The sequence below is a fragment of the Hyphomicrobiaceae bacterium genome (assembly GCA_041397645.1).
In the GTDB taxonomy this organism is placed as follows: domain Bacteria; phylum Pseudomonadota; class Alphaproteobacteria; order Rhizobiales; family Hyphomicrobiaceae; genus Hyphomicrobium_B.
Window position 1 is genome coordinate 468,237 of record JAWKWE010000004.1, and the last position, 16,852, is coordinate 485,088.

Annotated in this window: 17 protein-coding genes and 1 tRNA gene; 9 read left to right on the plus strand and 9 right to left on the minus strand. The window is 60.1% G+C overall.

Going from position 1 to position 16,852, the window contains the following annotated elements:
- The first annotated feature begins 69 nt into the window (after positions 1-69).
- Complete coding sequence (locus R3D51_02215) at positions 70-786, plus strand: TIGR04283 family arsenosugar biosynthesis glycosyltransferase (GenBank protein ID MEZ5898285.1); 717 nt, start codon at positions 70-72, stop codon at positions 784-786.
- Positions 783-1,412: a TIGR04282 family arsenosugar biosynthesis glycosyltransferase gene (locus R3D51_02220; protein ID MEZ5898286.1), complete on the plus strand. Its 630-nt coding sequence runs from the start codon at positions 783-785 to the stop codon at positions 1,410-1,412. Before R3D51_02215 ends, R3D51_02220 begins: the two co-directional genes overlap by 4 nt.
- Before the next feature lie 24 nt (positions 1,413-1,436).
- Here the strand turns inward: R3D51_02220 and R3D51_02225 are convergent.
- The 3 genes from R3D51_02225 to panE all read right to left on the minus strand — a co-directional run bounded on the left by R3D51_02225 (position 1,437) and on the right by panE (position 3,235).
- A tRNA-Leu gene (locus tag R3D51_02225) sits at positions 1,437-1,523 on the minus strand.
- Between the two features lie 124 nt (positions 1,524-1,647).
- Positions 1,648-2,163 (minus strand): thioredoxin family protein, encoded by a 516-nt coding sequence (locus R3D51_02230; protein MEZ5898287.1) that lies wholly within the window; start codon positions 2,161-2,163, stop codon positions 1,648-1,650.
- Positions 2,164-2,305: 142 nt separating this feature from the next.
- Positions 2,306-3,235, minus strand: a complete 930-nt coding sequence (gene panE, locus R3D51_02235; protein ID MEZ5898288.1) for a 2-dehydropantoate 2-reductase — start codon at positions 3,233-3,235, stop codon at positions 2,306-2,308.
- Positions 3,236-3,484: 249 nt separating this feature from the next.
- Between panE and R3D51_02240 the strand changes: the two genes are divergently transcribed.
- Entirely contained in the window at positions 3,485-3,772 is a 288-nt protein-coding gene (locus tag R3D51_02240; protein MEZ5898289.1) for a hypothetical protein, read from the plus strand.
- 108 nt (positions 3,773-3,880) lie between these two features.
- Here R3D51_02240 and R3D51_02245 read toward each other — a convergent pair whose 3' ends face one another.
- The 5 genes from R3D51_02245 to R3D51_02265 form a co-directional block, all read right to left on the minus strand.
- A complete protein-coding gene (locus R3D51_02245; GenBank protein MEZ5898290.1) occupies positions 3,881-4,306 on the minus strand; it encodes a GFA family protein in 426 nt (141 codons plus the stop codon).
- A gap of 136 nt (positions 4,307-4,442) precedes the next feature.
- Positions 4,443-6,245, minus strand: coding sequence for an aspartate--tRNA ligase (aspS, locus tag R3D51_02250; protein ID MEZ5898291.1), 1,803 nt, complete (start codon positions 6,243-6,245; stop codon positions 4,443-4,445).
- 172 nt (positions 6,246-6,417) lie between these two features.
- Positions 6,418-6,963: a molybdenum cofactor biosynthesis protein B gene (gene moaB / locus R3D51_02255; protein ID MEZ5898292.1), complete on the minus strand. Its 546-nt coding sequence runs from the start codon at positions 6,961-6,963 to the stop codon at positions 6,418-6,420.
- Positions 6,964-7,056: 93 nt separating this feature from the next.
- Positions 7,057-7,572, minus strand: coding sequence for a GyrI-like domain-containing protein (locus R3D51_02260; protein MEZ5898293.1), 516 nt, complete (start codon positions 7,570-7,572; stop codon positions 7,057-7,059).
- Between the two features lie 175 nt (positions 7,573-7,747).
- Positions 7,748-8,719: a uracil-DNA glycosylase gene (locus R3D51_02265; GenBank protein ID MEZ5898294.1), complete on the minus strand. Its 972-nt coding sequence runs from the start codon at positions 8,717-8,719 to the stop codon at positions 7,748-7,750.
- Between the two features lie 157 nt (positions 8,720-8,876).
- On the opposite strand from R3D51_02265, the gene R3D51_02270 reads away from it, so the two are divergent.
- From R3D51_02270 to R3D51_02280, 3 genes are all read left to right on the plus strand, one after another.
- A complete protein-coding gene (locus R3D51_02270) occupies positions 8,877-10,556 on the plus strand; it encodes an electron transfer flavoprotein-ubiquinone oxidoreductase (protein MEZ5898295.1) in 1,680 nt (559 codons plus the stop codon).
- 353 nt (positions 10,557-10,909) lie between these two features.
- On the plus strand, positions 10,910-12,709 hold the full coding sequence (locus tag R3D51_02275; protein MEZ5898296.1) for a tetratricopeptide repeat protein: 1,800 nt from the start codon (positions 10,910-10,912) through the stop codon (positions 12,707-12,709).
- Between the two features lie 89 nt (positions 12,710-12,798).
- Positions 12,799-13,674: a 4-(cytidine 5'-diphospho)-2-C-methyl-D-erythritol kinase gene (locus R3D51_02280; protein ID MEZ5898297.1), complete on the plus strand. Its 876-nt coding sequence runs from the start codon at positions 12,799-12,801 to the stop codon at positions 13,672-13,674.
- A 14-nt stretch (positions 13,675-13,688) separates the two neighbouring features.
- Here the strand turns inward: R3D51_02280 and R3D51_02285 are convergent, their stop codons facing one another.
- Positions 13,689-14,684 carry a polyprenyl synthetase family protein gene (locus R3D51_02285; GenBank protein ID MEZ5898298.1) on the minus strand — a complete coding sequence of 332 codons (996 nt, stop codon included), beginning with the start codon at positions 14,682-14,684 and terminating at the stop codon, positions 13,689-13,691.
- Positions 14,685-14,830: 146 nt separating this feature from the next.
- Between R3D51_02285 and R3D51_02290 the strand changes: the two genes are divergently transcribed.
- The 3 genes from R3D51_02290 (at position 14,831) to R3D51_02300 (ending at position 16,820) form a co-directional block, all read left to right on the plus strand.
- Complete coding sequence (locus tag R3D51_02290) at positions 14,831-15,058, plus strand: DUF2007 domain-containing protein (protein MEZ5898299.1); 228 nt, start codon at positions 14,831-14,833, stop codon at positions 15,056-15,058.
- The gene (locus tag R3D51_02295; protein ID MEZ5898300.1) at positions 15,033-15,833 is read left to right on the plus strand and encodes a methyltransferase; all 801 of its coding nucleotides are present in this window, start codon (positions 15,033-15,035) and stop codon (positions 15,831-15,833) included. The genes R3D51_02290 and R3D51_02295 overlap by 26 nt, the downstream gene beginning before the upstream one ends.
- Positions 15,834-15,962: 129 nt before the next feature.
- Positions 15,963-16,820 carry a S49 family peptidase gene (locus R3D51_02300; GenBank protein MEZ5898301.1) on the plus strand — a complete coding sequence of 286 codons (858 nt, stop codon included), beginning with the start codon at positions 15,963-15,965 and terminating at the stop codon, positions 16,818-16,820.
- Positions 16,821-16,852 lie beyond the last annotated feature (32 nt).

The following is a 16,852-nucleotide window of genomic DNA, read 5'->3' on the forward strand; positions in this document are numbered from 1 at the left end:
TTGTCCGACTGTCGAGGACGCGCAATCCGCCGCCTTGTGAGCGGCGGCCTAAGCTGGCAAAGAAAGACAATGGTTTCTGTCATCATCCCCACCTTGAACGCGGCGACGACGCTGCCGAACACCCTTTCAGCGCTCGTTCCGGCTGCGGTGGAAGGCTTCGTGCGCGAGGTCATCGTCTGCGACGGCGGCTCCACCGACGCGACGGCTAAGATTGCTGATGCCGCGGGGGTCGAATTTTTCACAGCACCGCGTGGGCGCGGGTCACAGCTCAAGACGGGTGCGGCGCACGCCAAGTATCCATGGTTGCTGTTCCTGCATGCCGACACGATCCTTGAAGATGGCTGGATGCGCGACGCCAGCACTTTCATGCGCGAGGTTAGCGAGGGTACACGGGCGCCTTCGGCGGCGGCATTCCGCTTCAAGCTCGACGATAACGGTATCAAACCGCGGCTTCTGGAGGCCCTGGTTTCCGCGCGCTGTCATCTCCTCAGCTTGCCCTATGGCGATCAGGGGCTTTTGATGCCGCGCACGCTCTACAATGAAATCGGTGGCTTTCGCGACCAGCCGATCATGGAGGATGTCGACTTCGTCCGCCGCCTTGGTCGGCAACGTATTGCATTCCTGGAAACCCCGGCTTTGACCTCGGCGGTACGCTACAAGCGCGATGGCTATCTGCGCCGCACGCTGCGCAACCAATCGTGTCTGCTGGCCTATAGCATCGGTATCCCTGCTGAACGCATCGCCGAGCGCTACGTCAGCCCGCGCGAAAGCGAGAGCTTAACGTGAGCAAAGGCGCGGGCGGACCATGTTTCGCGCCGCGCCTTTTGGTGATGGTCAAGGAACCGGTGCTAGGGCGGGTCAAAACCCGACTGGCGCGCGATGTTGGCACCGCCGCCGCAACGCGCTTCTTCCGAACCAATCTCACGGTTACGCTGCAAAGGATCGCGCACGATAGGCGCTGGCAGACCATTCTGGCGGTCGCACCGAATCGTGCCGCGACCAGCGCAATGTTTCCTGCGGACCTGCCGCGCATGAGGCAAGGATCTGGCGATCTCGGCACACGCATGGCGCGAATGGCAAAGCAGGCGCTACCAGGACCGATTGTGATCGTAGGAGGAGACATACCGGGCATCCGCGTCCACGACATCGCATCGGCGTTTGCGTCCCTTCGCGGGGCTGATGCCGTCTTCGGACCGGCCGGGGATGGCGGTTATTGGCTTGTCGGCCTTTCGCACAGGGCTCGCCACATCGGCGTGTTCAACAACGTCCGCTGGTCGAGCGCATTTGCACTTTCGGACACACGCGCAAACCTCGCCGGCTTCAAGGTGGCCGAGGTCGCGCTCAAACACGACGTGGATGACGGTGCAGACCTGGCTGGCTTGATCGATATTTCGGGCAGGCTCATCTGCTAGCCCGACCGCGCCGCTTGTCGGATATGGTGCGGACGGTGGGACTCGAACCCACACGCTCTTTCGAACTCAGGATTTTAAGTCCTGTGTGTCTACCGATTCCACCACGTCCGCAGTCCGTGAAAAGATCCGCGCCCTTATGGCGGCTATTGCCGCGCGATGCAAACCCAGAAGCAGAAATTCGTTATCCCGGCGGTCGCGCGATGCAAAATCGGGCCAGCATCGCCTAGACGCCCGCTCAGGTGCGATCGCCAGCGGTCTGTTCGGGTGGAAACCCTTTCATCGTCGCTCGGGCTTTTCGCATCAACGACAGAAGTTCGTCCGGGCTGTCGATATTGATCGAATGGGGATAGTTGGGATCGCCCGCGCCCTTCAATTGCGATTGCACGTTACCTTGCGAGTCGAGGAACAACGTGCGCGGCACGTAGGTGCCATCCGGCGAAAATGCGCCATTGGACGACTTGTCCGCGTCGGCGTCGATAAGGATCATCACGAAATCCTTGGACGCCTCGACGATCTGCTTGTCGTAAAAGACGGATCGGAATTTCTTGCACGATGGACACCACGGCGCATGAAAGACCATGATCACCGGCCGCCCGGTTTTCGAGGACTCGTAGATGCCTGAACGAATGTCGCGCCAATTGATCTCCGCCCCGTTCCAAACGTCGGCCATCGTTGGCGTGCGCGCGTATGCCGTTAAATGAGCCCCAACCATCACCGCAAAAGAAAGCGCTAAAGTGATCAAACGGGTCATGAGAGGTTTGGCCTCTTAAAGATGCGAAGATGATTCGTGTCCAAGTCAGCCGGGGAAGATTTCCAGCATTCCGTACAGTACGCAACAAGGCCAAGGCGGATCAATGGCGCCGTTAGCGGTGTGCGTTAACAATCGGCAAGGATTAAGCCTCAGAAGCGACCCGTTGCGCCTCATAGCACGCGAGATTAGTTGCAGCGACGCTGAGAAGCGGGGTTTTGAGACCGGCAGCCTCACCCCGCGCAAGCATATCGCCAATGATAAGATCGGCTTCGATCCGCGCGTTCTTCTGCATGTCGCGCAACATCGACGCCACCACTTTCGAGCTCGGATCGGTAAGCAGAGAGGCTATGTTGGCCATATGATCCGCGGAAGGCTCATGTCCATTCGCCTGCGCAACGGACCGGCACTCCTCGATCAAGGCCAGCATCAAGCCACGTCCATGAGGCGTTGCCGAAATCTCGCCGACGCTGGCGCGGAAAAGGCAGGTCAACCCGGCGAGACTCGCCAGCAGCACCCACTTGTCCCACATGGCCTGCATCATGTCCTCACGCATTTTCGGTTCGAAGTTTGCGGCTGAAAACACATCGAGGATCTTTCGACATTGCGGAAGCTGTGACGGCATTCGTGGACCAAACGTCAGCAGGTGTAGCTGGTTGAGATGGCGGATTTCGCCATTCTCGCCAAGCGTCACGCTCAGGTGGCAGCTTCCACCAAGCACATGCTCTGCACCGAACGCTGCGTCGAGCGTGTCGAGATGCTTGATACCGTTGAGAAGCGGTAAGACAAGAGTGGATGACCCCACCGCAGGACGGATTGCGTCAATCGCGGAGTCGAGATCGTAAGCCTTGCAGGACACGACAATGACGTCATGAGCCGCTGTCAGTTGATCTGAGAGCACGGTCTTGACCCGCGTCTGATCATTGCCGAACGGACTTTCGATCACGAGACCATGGTCAGCGAGCTGTTGTGCGCGTTTTTCCCGAACAAGAAACTTCACGTCGGCTCCCGCTGCGGCCAATCGCCCGCCGAAATAACCACCCGTTGCGCCCGCGCCCAATATTAAGATCTTCATGATTTTCCCGATCTCCGATTTCGCGACAAGAGATGGGGAAAATGTTCCTCTCATCTCATAACGCTCGATCACATAAGCGTATCCGCTCGTCACGTCCAACCGAAGCAATCGTGATTGGTATGTGCGCGCGGCGAAGCCCACATTTCACGTAGCGGTGAGCGGACATCCCACTCATCCCAATCGCGCATCGCCTCTTAGCTAGACGCGCGAAACTTTGACTTTAGACAATTCTCTGAAGGGAGATTTCGTATGATCCGTGCTTTCACGATTGCTCTACTTACCTTTGGCGTTGCGGGCTCTGCACTTGCCGCCGAAAACACAGCCAACGGCGTAACTTCATCCCACTCCGGGGAACTCAAGGCGCTCTACGAAGCCAAGCAGGCCCATAACATTCTCGCCCACCAGGGTTACGTCGCGATTTCGGATCTGGAACGTGACGTCGATGGTCGCTGGGTCGGCACCGCGGTGAAGAATGGCAAAACCATTGTTGTCGGCGTTGCCCTGCCGCATCCGCAAACGTCCCAGATCGAGCACTAAGCCAACGGCCTCGTCGATCCTTCGCAACCTGAGCAATCGCGCCCCTCTATCGCCTTGGAGAGGGGCGCAATTGCGTGGCCGCCTGGCGCCAAGTTAAGAACCTGGCGTCTACTCAGGAATGAGCTCTCCCGAACCACCGAATTCCGCAGGGAAGTCTGCCATCTTGGGTAGACCGTCCTTCATCGGCAAAACGGTTTCCGCATAGCAGACGTGGATGTGGGGTTCGAATTTCAGATCTGGAATTGTGGCTGCGTACACATCAACCAATCCAAGTGGTGGATGGTTGGACATCACATGCCCCCCGCACTTCTTGCAGTACTGGCGCTGGCTCACCGGCGTCTTTTCAAACAGGCCGAGACTCTCGGCGCCTTGAGTGACCTTGACGTTTTCCGGCTTCCAAAGCGTGAACGCATTGACCGGAGCCGCCGACCATGAGCGGCAGGATGCGCAGTGGCAGTAACCCATGCCCTCCGGCGCACCCGACGCCTCGATCTTCACCGCGCCGCAAAAGCACTCGCCCTTGTATGTTGTCATGGCGTTTCCCTGTCATGTGATTATCGGCGCGACGTTATGCGAACGCGCGCGGCCGGACCAGCCATCCGAACGGAGAGCTGACCTCACATTTTCGCGGGGTACATTACAGGAGGGTTACGTGTTGCCCTGCACCGGCCTAGGTCTTCTTTGGTTCGGCCAGCATGACCCGCAAAGACAGCTCGCGTAGCTGCTTTGGCATCACCTCGCTGGGAGCGCCCATGAGCAAGTCGGCCGCCTGCTGGTTCATCGGGAACAATGTGACCTCGCGCAGGTTCTTGGCGCCCACCAGCAGCATGACGATGCGGTCGATGCCAGCCGCCATGCCGCCATGGGGCGGCGCGCCGTACTGGAAGGCGCGATAAAGACCGCCAAAGCGCTCCTCCACATCCTTCTGGGAAAGCCCCGTGTTCTCGAACGCCTTCACCATCGTGTCGGGACGATGATTACGCACCGAGCCGGACGCAATCTCAAAGCCGTTGCAGACGATGTCGTACTGGTTGGCTTTGAGCGCGAGTTTCTCTTCGTCCGTCTTGGCCGCCTCAAGAGCTTCGAGACCACCCTGAGGCATCGAGAACGGATTGTGCGAGAAGTCGATCTTCTTGTCGTCCTCGTTCCACTCGTAGAACGGGAAGTCGACAATCCATGCGATCGCAAAGGCGTTCTCGTCGATAAGCTTCAGCTCATGGCCGACACGGTCGCGAGCGGCGCCTGCGAATTTGTAGAACTTCGCCGGGTCACCTGCCGCGAAAAACACCGCGTCTCCGGTCTTCAAAGCAAGTTGCTTCTGGACTGCTTCCGCGCGCTCAGCGCCGATGTTCTTGGCGATTGGCCCAGCGCCCGCAGCGCCTTCTTCCTCGCGCCAGAATATGTAGCCAAGGCCCGGCTGGCCTTCGCCTTGAGCCCACGAATTCATGCGGTCGCAGAATGCTCGGCTGCCGCCGCCGGGCGCGGGGATCGCCCACACGCGCACCTTTGGATCTTTCGCAATCATGTTGGCGAAGACCTTGAAGCCCGATCCAGCGAAGTGCTCGGTCACGTCGGACATCACGATGGGGTTGCGCAGATCGGGCTTGTCGGAACCGTACTTCGCGATGGCCTCATCATAGGGAATGCGGGGCCAGCCCATGGTTACGGTCTTGCCTTCGGCGAACTCCTCAAAGACGCCGGTCAATACCGGCTCCATGGCCTGGAAGATATCCTCCTGCTCAACGAAACTCATCTCGACGTCGAGCTGATAGAACTCGCCGGGCAGCCGGTCGGCGCGCGGGTCCTCGTCGCGGAAACAGGGCGCGATCTGGAAATAGCGGTCAAAGCCCGACACCATCAGAAGCTGCTTGTACTGCTGCGGCGCTTGGGGAAGCGCATAGAACTTGCCCGGGTGAATGCGCGAGGGCACCAGGAAGTCTCGCGCGCCTTCCGGCGACGACGCGGTGAGGATGGGGGTCGAGAACTCAAAGAAACCCGCCTCGTTCATGCGCCGGCGCATGGATGCGATGACAGCAAGCCGCTTCATGATGTTGGCGTGCAGCGTTTCGCGGCGCAGATCGAGGAAGCGATACTGCAGCCGCAGATCCTCCGGGTAATCAGGCTCACCGAACACGGGAACGGGCAGCTCTTTTGCCTGCGAGAGCACCTCGATCTCGGTCGCGTAGACTTCGATCTGGCCCGTAGGCAGATCCTCGTTGGTCGTGCCGTCCGGGCGGTCGCGAACGGTCCCGTCAACGCGGATCACCCACTCGGAGCGCACCAACTCGGCGGCCTTGAAGGCCTTGCTGTCGGGATCTGCCACCACCTGGGTGATCCCGTAGTGATCGCGCACGTCTATAAACAGCACACCGCCGTGATCGCGCACGCGATGAACCCAGCCGGAGAGGCGGGCAGTCTTGCCGTTGTCGGATTGCCTCAACGCGCCACAGGTGTGCGAGCGATATCGGTGCAGCTTGGCCTCGGCCATAGGGCCCTCGTGTCGTACCAAAGGTTTCGTGGGAATCGAGGCGGAAAAGCGCATGTAGCGCGCCGAAAGTCAAGGCGGGGCACCCATTCCCCCGACCCGCCAGGATAGCCTGTCAGATCAAAGGAATTCGGGCCACTCAGAGCCGCATGGACGCGTCTTATGACTTGCCGCGCCGATGTTCTTCCAACCTGGGCATGATTTCTACCAAGTTGCAGGGCCGATGCCTCAGATCGAGCTGGAAGACCAGGATGCCGTCCCAGGCATCCCGGCACGCCCCCGGAGACCCCGGCAGGCAAAAGATGTAGGTGCCATGCGCCACTCCAGCGCAGGCGCGCGACTGCATCGTGGATGTCGCAACCTTGGCATAGGACAGCATGTGAAAAAGGATCGCGAAGCCTTCGATGTCTTTCTCAAACAGCGGCTTTACAGCCTCCGGCGTAACGTCATGCCCGGTAAAGCCGGTTCCGCCCGTGGTGATGACACAATCGACACCCGGATCGGCAATCCAGCCTTCGACCTTGGCACGAATGGCGGCAACGTCATCCTTGATGAGGGCGCGGTCCGCAAGCACATGCCCTGCCCCTTGCAGACGCTCTACCAGGAGGTCGCCTGACTTGTCTTCTCCGAGGCTTCGGGTGTCGGACATCGTGAGCACAGCGATGCGGACTGGAACGAAGGGGCGAGTCTCGTCGATGCCTGCCATGGCGAACCTTTGGAGAGATGTGAAAATAAGAATGCGCCGGCATCTTTGAATGCCGGCGCACCTCATGTCCAGTCTTGCCCTTGCGCGGCGCCCTCAGGCAGCCTGCTGACCGGCCGCGTCAATGCGATGGGTGCGAACGTTGACGGGCACGCACACATCGGCCCGCACGTCGCCCTGGCCCATCTGACGGGGATCGTCGAGATAGATCGTGACCAGCGGACGGCGCTCATCCATGTTCAGGCCTGACGGCGCCTCGAAAGCGTCGTGGATGCCGTGGAGTGTCATATGTAGATCGTCATGGCTGCCGACGTTGCGACTGCGCAGATAGGATCCGCCGGGCAACGTCTGCACGCCGAGCTCACGCATCGCACGCTCTTCGAACAGCGGATCGAGATCGACGCACGCGTCGTAGCGGCACTTGTCGACCCCAACAACCTTTGCGCTATCGCGCAGGAGGCCGAAACCGCGAGAAATCGGCGTATGGAGGCCATTTTTTGCCAGCCATCCGAGCATCATGTCCCATGCAGCAGGAATGGTCTCTTCATAAGGACCAACCTGACGAACATAAGCAAGACGCCAAGGGCGCAAATATACGAGGCCACTTTTCATGGGTGCAATACCTTCTCGAACTCCAGCCGATCCGCTACCGGACCGTCCGCACTGTTGTTGAGTTGACGATAGCCGCCCCAAGCGTCCAGCCGCTTAAGTCAACGGTTAAAATCCAAAACACCGGCCGAGAAATTGAACGGGCGGCTGGCAAAAACCGCGCATGGTTGAGAAGGCGCTAAACATGATCCGTCAGTTTGGCCCTGAGCGCTAACAAATCTGACCATGCTAGCTGTTTCGCCGCTGGCGTGCGCAGCAGGTACGCGGGATGTAGCGTTGCGACAGCGGGCACGAAGCGCTCGCCTATCTTGATCTGCCGCCACTTGCCGCGAAGCCGCATGATGCCTTCAGCAACGGAGAAAACCTCTTTGGCCGCCGCCCCTCCGAGCACAACGATAAAATCGGGGGCAACTAGTTCCATCTGACGTTCGAGAAACGGCCGACACGCAATCGCCTCTTGGGGTGTCGGCGTGCGATTGCCGGGAGGACGCCAATAGACAATGTTGGTGATGTGAACCTGGCTCTCGTCGAGGCCAATGGCTGCCAGCATCTTGTCGAGCAGCTGGCCAGCGCGCCCGACGAAGGGCTTGCCAGCCAAGTCCTCGTCTCGGCCAGGCGCTTCGCCGATCAGCATCAGCCGTGCCTGTGGCGCACCCCGAAAGAAGCAGAGATTGGTCGCCGTGGCCTTGAGGCCGCAGCCGTCAAAGTCGCGCAGCGCCTTTTCGAGTTCATCCAGCGATGAAGCCTGCCGGGCGACTGTCCGCGCTTCGGTCTCAGCCGCGCTCGGCGCCAGCGGCGTTACAGGCCGAGTTTCGAACCGAGGGGGAGCCGCGGCGGGCCATGGCGGAGAAAGCACCGGAGATGGACCGGCTGCGCGAGCAGGCCCACCACTTGGTCCAGCGCCCGGCGCCCCCAAAGGAGTAGGCATCGAGCCCGTTGAAACGCCGTGCGGCGGCCAGCTTTGCCGATCAGCCGTGCTGTCAGCCTCACCATGTGCCGGACGATCTGGCCAATCGAACGCCGCGCTCGGCGCGGCCGGCCCGCGCGCCAACCAGTCTAGCGGCGTCTCACCCACCACGCTATCGGCACCCATCGACCGTTGCCAGTCGATCAGTCCGAGGATCTCCTCCATGGTCAGTTCACGCGTCATGCCCCGAACCGTAACGGAGCTGGCCCGCCTTTGCACGTCTTGCGTGGATCCATCCCCGTCTTGGCTCTATCGTCCATGCGGGGTTATGGCGGCTTGACGCATGGGGGTAGGGGACCTAATCGAAAAAGCCGAAAAAAGCGAAAGGGACAGATCGATAATGGCAACGACTGGCGCCGGCCTGCCGCCGCGGGAGGCAATGGAGTTCGACTGTGTGATCGTCGGCGCGGGCCCTTCCGGCCTTGCAGCTGCCATCCGGTTGAAACAGCTTGCCAACGCAGCGGGGAAGGAAATCTCCGTCGTCGTGCTCGAAAAGGGGTCAGAAGTCGGTGCCCACATTCTATCCGGCGCGGTCATCGATCCTGTCGGCCTCAATCTCCTCATTCCAGACTGGAAGGAGAAGGGCGCTCCCGTCGATACGCCGGTGACGGAGGACCGTTTCCTGGTGCTTGGTCCCGCAGGCGAGATGACTCTTCCGAACTGGCCGATGCCGCCCCTCATGAAGAACCACGGCAACTACATCGTCAGCCTTGGCGCACTGTGCAAATGGCTTGGCGAACAGGCCGCCGAACTTGGGGTAGAGGTTTATCCCGGCTTTGCTGCAGTCGAAGTCCTCTACGACGACAAGGGCGCGGTCGTGGGCGTCGCGACCGGCGACATGGGCGTCGGCCGGGACGGTGAGCCCAAAGACTCTTTCGTCCGCGGCATGGAGCTGCGTGGCAAGTACACACTGATCGGCGAAGGCACGCGCGGCTCTCTAACGAAACAATTGATCCGCAAATTCAAACTCGATGAAGGCCATCAGCCGCAAAAGTACGGCATCGGCATCAAAGAGCTTTGGCAGGTCGATCCGGAAATGCATCGGCCCGGCCTCGTCCAGCACTCGTTCGGCTGGCCTCTCGACTGGCGCACGGGCGGCGGTTCGTTCCTTTATCACTACGGCGACAATCTCGTTGCGGTGGGCTTTGTGGTGCATCTCAATTATCCAAACCCCTATCTGTCGCCCTATGAGGAGTTCCAACGCTTCAAGACCCATCCGTCCATCCGCCCGGTCTTCGAGGGCGGCAAGCGCATCGGGTATGGCGCCCGCGCGATTAGCGAAGGCGGTTGGCAATCGATGCCGGATCTGGTGTTCCCCGGCGGCGCCCTGATGGGCTGCGCAGCAGGCATGGTCAACGTGCCCCGCATCAAGGGCTCCCATAACGCGATCCTGTCAGGCATCGCCGCGGCGGAAGCAACGTTCGCTGCTATCGAGGAAGGCCGCGCGCACGACAAACTCGCCGCATATGAAACGGCCGTGCGAAGCGGTGAGATCGCCGCCGACCTGAAGCGCGTTCGCAATGTGAAGCCCTACTGGTCGAAGCTCGGGACGTGGCTCGGCATTGCCATCGGAGGCGCCGATATGTGGCTCAACACGCTGATCCCCGGCGGTTTGGGCTATACCCTGAAGCACGGCAAGACCGACGCGGCGGCAACCGGAAAGGCCAAGCGCTTCAAGCCCATCGCGTACCCCAAGCCCGACGGCAAGCTGACCTTCGACAGGCTGACGAACGTCTCGTTCTCAGCGACCAATCACGAAGAAGATCAGCCAGTTCATCTGAAGCTTGCCGATCCGACCATTCCGGTCATGGAAAATCTTCCAGACTACGCCGAGCCCGCGCAGCGCTATTGTCCGGCAGCAGTTTACGAAATCGTCGTCGATGACAAGGGAAGTCCGCGTTTTCAAATCAACGCGCAAAACTGCGTGCATTGCAAAACGTGTGACATCAAGGATCCCGCCCAAAACATCACTTGGACATGCCCGGAGGGCGGCGGCGGTCCCAATTATTCTGGAATGTAGAAAAAGCCGTTCTCACCTTGTGCCCTGCGCGCATTGAGCGCGCGGGGCGGTTCAATTCGCGCACTGCACAGGCCGTCGCATCTTGACGAAACTAACCAGGCATTCAGGCGCAGCTGCGAGCGCGACGAAACGCGCAAGGCCTGTGCGATTAAAGTGCCACAGCGCTGCCCCTAAAGCGCCCCAAATGAGGCGCAGCTGCGGGCCAAGCGAAATCATGCACAACTATTTCTGCCCGGCTTCGAATTTTGTTGCTGGTTTTTAATGCGAGGCGGGTCGCCAAACCTCCCGCGGTGTTGCTACACTTACTCTCCGTCGATCCAGGCCGTGCCCTGGAGCTATCAAGGAATTTACTCATGCGCCTGCGCCTCGGACGCGTTTTCGTGATCGGACTGGGCGTTTCTGCCCTTGCAGCAATGGTCACGCAGGCGCCAGCCCGCTCACCTCAAGAGGGCTTTGAAACTCACTCCCTCGTCGGCAGCTATTTGGCGGGACGCTTTGCCAAGGGGCAGCAAGAGATCGGCAACGCCGCCGATTTCTATTCGCGCGCGCTTGAGCAGGATCCCAAGAACGACGTGCTGCTTGAACAGGCCTTCCAGATGGAGGTCATGGCTGGAAATTGGGACGCAGCCCTCCCGCTCGCCGAGCAACTCGCTGCGACGCAACCGGCCCATCGGATGTCGCGCTTTCTGCTAGGCGTTCACGCCTTTAAGCAGGGTGACTATGCCAAGGCGGACGAGCAGTTCAAAGCGGCCGCTGAAAACCCCATTGGAGAGCTGACCAGCGCAATTGCTCGCGGCTGGACCCAGCTCGCAGCTGGCGACAAGAAGGGTGCGCTTGAAGCCGTCAACCTGCAAAAGCAGCCCGAATGGGCGCAGTTTTATCTGCGCTATCATCGTGGCCTGATGGCCGACATCATTGGTGAGAAGGACGTCGCGAGCACTTCGTTTCAACGGATGTTCAAGCAGGACAGTCGCACGTTGCGCACCGCGCTCGCATACTCGCGCCACGCCGCCCATTATGGTGATTACAAGCTGGCGAATACCATCCTGAACGATCAGTTCGAGAAGTCGCAAGGTGAGCCTCATCCGCTCGCCAAGGATCTGCGCGACCAGATCAAGAAGAAGACGAAGACTGCTTTCCTGATCAACAGCGCGCCGGAAGGTCTGGCTGAGGTCTTCTATGGCCTGGGCGAGGCGCTGACCGGAGAAGGTGGCGTAAGCCTCGGAACGATCTACCTTCAGCTAGCCCTCTATGCGAAGCCGGATCATGCGTTTGCGCTTGCCGCTCTCGCCAGCGCGCAAGAGCAGGCACAGCGCTACGATGAAGCCATCGCCACCTACGACAAAATTCCGAAGGGCTCTCCCCTTCAGACGGCTATCGACATCCGCAAGGCATTCAATCTGAACTCGCTCGACCAAGCCGATGAGGCTAAGGCGATACTCGACCGTCTGGCAAAGGAGAACCCGCGCGATATCCGCCCGCTGGAAGCCCTCGGCAACATCATGCGGTCGCGCAAGCGCTACAACGAGGCGATCGAATACTTCAGCCGTGCTATCAAGCTGATTGGAAAGCCGGACAATCGCGATTGGACGTACTTCTACGCGCGCGGCACTTCTTACGAGCGGGTCAAGGACTGGCCGGCGGCCGAGGCGGATTTGAAGCGCGCCTTGGCGCTCGCGCCTGATCAGGCCTTGATCCTCAACTATCTGGGATACTCCTGGGTCGACCAGGGCCGAAACCTCAAGGAAGGCATGAAGCTGATCGAGAAGGCCGTCGCCTTGAAGCCTGACGACGGCTACATTGTCGATAGTCTTGGCTGGGCCCACTACAAGCGCGGCAACTACAAGGAAGCCGTGCGCTATCTGGAACGCGCCGTCGAGATCAAGCCGGAAGATCCCACCTTGAACGACCATCTCGGCGACGCTTTTTGGCAGGTTGGACGCTTCCAGGAAGCGCGCTTCCAGTGGAGCCAAGCTCTGACGCTCAATCCGGAGCCCGAAGACGTGGAGGCAATCAAGGGCAAGTTAGAGAATGGTCTGCCGACCAAGGCCGAAGCGAAGCGTTCTGAGAAGAGTAATCAGGCCCAGCGTACCGATACGGCGCGTCGCCGGACGGAAAATAAGGCCGTCCCTCAAAAACGCGCCGTGGAGTAGACCTTGAAACGCACCATGCGGAAATTCGACGGGCGCCATTGGCGCCCGTTTTCGCATCAAGACGCCAAACTCGACTGTCAGATCGCACCATGGCTTTGATCCGCGAATTCGCGCCCGCCAAGATCAATCTGACGCTCGAGGTCCTGGGCAAGCGCCCCGATGGCTATCACGAGATTGTAAGCCTCATTGCGTTTGCCGCCGACGTTGGCGACGTCGTAACGCTCGATACCGGAAAGCCCATGGCCGTTTCACTTTCAGGTCCCTTCGCCGCATCGATTGCGGGCGCCAACCTCGTCGAAACGACGCTGCGCCTCATCGAAGCTCATGCGCCTCACCTGCGACTGGGAGCTATCCACCTTGAAAAGAACCTGCCGGTCGCTGCCGGTATCGGCGGAGGTTCGGCAGACGCTGCCGCCGTCATGCGCGCCGTACGCAAAGCTAACCTGTCAAACGAGAGCGCAGCCCAGTTGGATTGGCCGGCGATCGGATTGAAGCTAGGGGCTGACGTGCCTGTCTGCCTACATTCGCATCTTTCCTGGGTGACAGGTGTCGGCGAGACCGTAGTGCCAGCTCAGACCACCCATGATGGGCTCCCCACCGTCATCGCCAATCCGCTGGTGCCTGTTCCGCTAGACAAGACGGCGCAGGTATTTCGTGCGCTCGGTGCAGCACCACTCTCGGGTACGCATACTCGGTCTGGTGGACCTTCCGCAATCATGAACATGGTTGAGTTGGCCCGCGGAGGATCCAACATGCTCGAAGCAGCGGCACGCAAGGTCGTGCCCGCCGTGGACGAGGTGCTTGCGGCATTGTCGTCGTGTGATGGCAATCTGCTGACGCGCATGTCGGGCGCGGGGCCAACTTGCTTTGCCGTGTTCGGGACGCAAGAAGCGGCCCGCCAGGCGGCCAATGCTCTCGCTCAATCTCATCCGCAATGGTGGGTGCGGGCAACGACGCTGAATTGATACAACTAGACGGCTCAGTGACTGCGATTCACGCAGAACGAGATGACCCTTTGCAAAGCGTCCTTCTCGCGGCTGTCGGGGAAAATCGCCAAGGCGTCGCGCGCGATTGCACCGTAAGAGCGGGCACGCTCCATAGTCGCCTCGATAGCCTTGTGCCGCTTCATGAGCGCGATGGCATGTTCCAAATCGCCATCTTTGATCTCGCCCGCAACAATTGTCCGATTCCAAAATTCGCGTTCTTCGTTTGAACCGCGGCGGAACGACAGAATAACCGGCAGTGTGATCTTGCCCTCGCGGAAATCGTCTCCCGTGGACTTGCCAAGCCGAACGCTGTCGCCGGCATAGTCGAGTGCGTCGTCAACGAGCTGGAAGGCAAGGCCGAGATTTTTGCCATAGGATTTGAGCGCACTTTGCTCATCAACAGGACGCTTCGCAAGCGCGGGCGAGACCTCGGCGGCGGCAGAGAATAGCGCGGCGGTCTTAGCGTTGATGATGGCCAGATACTCGTCCTCGGTCGTCGCCGTGTTCTTGGCAGCGGCAAGTTGCATAACCTCGCCTTCGGCAATCGTTGCGGCCGCGTTCGACATGATCTTGAGCACCGGCAGCGAACCGACCTCCACCAACATGCGGAACGCCTGCCCAAGGAGAAAGTCGCCCACCAGAACGCTTGCTTGATTGCCCCAGATCATGCGCGCCGTCTTGCGCCCGCGCCGCGTCGCACTTTCGTCCACCACGTCGTCATGCAGAAGCGTGGCGGTGTGCATGAACTCAACCGCCGACGCCACGCGAATATGGCCCGCTCCGCCATAGCGAACCAATTTGGCAGAGGCGATGGTCAGCATCGGACGGAGCCGCTTGCCGCCGGAATCAATGAGATGATGGGCGAGCTCCGGAATCATCTCGACATCCGAGACAGCTTTGTCGAGGATAATGCGATTGATCGCCTGCATATCCTCGGCAACGATGTCGAGGAGAGGCTGAAGATCCGCGCTCTCGCGCGCTTCCTCCATTGATATGACGCGGCCCAACGGCAAGTCCCCAAAAGTTCTCCGCACTATAACGTGTAACGGATATACTGGCTCCCGCTGCCGTTGAACAGTCCGGTAGTGTGGCGCAAGCGCGCGGCGCGGTCCGAACCTAAGAGACGCCCAACCTTATGCGAGAGCTTGTCAGAACTAACGACCAAGTCTTGTTAAGCTTTGTCCGAGCGCTGCTGGACGAGGCCGGGATTGCCTATGACGTTTTTGACCAGCATACGAGTAACGCTCTGTTCTGGCTGCATACAATCCAGGCCCGCCTTGTGGTGGACACGGATCAGTATGAGCGGGCCGTTTCCTTAATGACGAACGCGGGGCTCGATGCCCATATCTTTGAGCCCGACTGACGTGCAGCAGACTTCATTTCCCGTAACGCAAGACGTTTTCCTCGGCGGCCAGCTCACGATCCGCCAGCCCAAGCATGGCTACCGGGCCGGCATCGACGCGGTCCTGCTGGCGGCGGCAGTTCGCGCCGCGCCCGACGGGCCGCGCACCTTGCTCGACATTGGTGCCGGCGCAGGAACGGTAGGGTTGTGCGCCGCTGCGCGTCTGGCTGCGCTCAACGTCGTGTTGTTGGAGCGCGAGGACGCATTAGCCAAACTTGCGCAAGAGAACGCCAAAGCGAATGGTCTCGACAGCCGTGTCCGCGCCGTAACCGCGAGCGTCACTGAAACGGCGGCAGCACTCAATGCGATTGGGCTGCCGCGCGAAAGCTTCGATCAATGCGTCGCCAACCCGCCCTTTCACGATGAAGCAGCAGGCACTCCGGCGCAGGACGCCTTAAAGTCGGGCGCGCACGCCATGCCAGCTGGCTCCTTGGAGGATTGGATACGGTTCATGGCGCGCATGGTGCGCCCGTCGGGCCGCGCGACTTTGATCCACAAGGCCGAAGCACTCGACAGCATCCTCGCCGCCATGACTGGGCGCTTTGGCGGCCTCATCGTCTTTCCGATTTTTCCACGTGCGGGTGCAAACGCCATCCGGGTGATCGTTGAAGGTACGAAAGGCTCCCGCGCCCCCCTTCGCGTGCGCCCGGGCATCCTGCTTCATGAGGCGGGCAATGATTTCCTGCCGGAGGCGGACGCCATACTTCGGCGTGGTGAGGCGCTTAGAATAAATTAGGCCCGTCACCGGAACAGCGCAACGCAAACTGCGTCTAAACAGTCGAACCTGATGCTGGACACGCGATCCTTGCGCATCTAATGCGACGGACACAAATAAGACGAACGAAAAATTGGAGCGCCCGCCCGCATGTGGCCGATAAACCGAAAGCCCGTCGTACCCGTCCTTCGCTTCTCAGGCCCCATTGGCATGGCAACGCCTCTGCGCCCTGGACTGTCGATCGCCGTTGTCGCGAGCGCCATCGAGAAGGCGTTTAACCTATCTAAACTTTCGTCGGTTGCCGTCGTGATTAATTCGCCGGGTGGTTCTCCGGTTCAGTCCAATCTCATCTTCAAGCGCATCCGACAACTCGCCGAAGAAAACAAAAAGAAGGTCTATGTCTTCTGTGAGGATGTGGCGGCATCGGGCGGATATTTTCTCGCCATCAGCGGCGATGAAATCTACGCTGACCCTTCTTCCATCGTCGGCTCAATCGGCGTCATCTCGGCGAGCTTCGGCTTTGTCGACGCCATCGCGAAAATCGGCGTCGAACGCCGCGTCTATACGGCCGGAATGTCGAAAAGCACGCTCGATCCCTTCCTGCCTGAAAAGCCTGAGGACGTGGCCCGCTTGCAGGCCATCCAGCGCGATGTCCACGATGTTTTCATCGGGTTGGTCAAGGAGCGGCGGGCGGGCAAACTCAAAGCGCCGGATACCGAACTTTTTTCCGGTGCCTTCTGGTCCGGCCCCAAAGCCGCCGAGCTTGGCCTGATCGATGGCATCTCCGACGTCCGTTCCAAGATGCGAGAACTGCACGGCAGCGATGTCAAACTAAGGGTGGTGGAGCCCACCAAGCCCGGGCTTTTGGGTCGCTTGCGGCGAATGACGCCGAGCGTGCTGGGCGCTGGCGCGGGACTGGACACCTCCTCCGGCGTAAGCCTTGCTTTTGCCGATGATCTGGTGTCGGCTATGGAAACACGCGCGCTATGGTCGCGTTATGGGCTTTGATCCTATAAGGTTGGACGTACGTTGACGCGAGA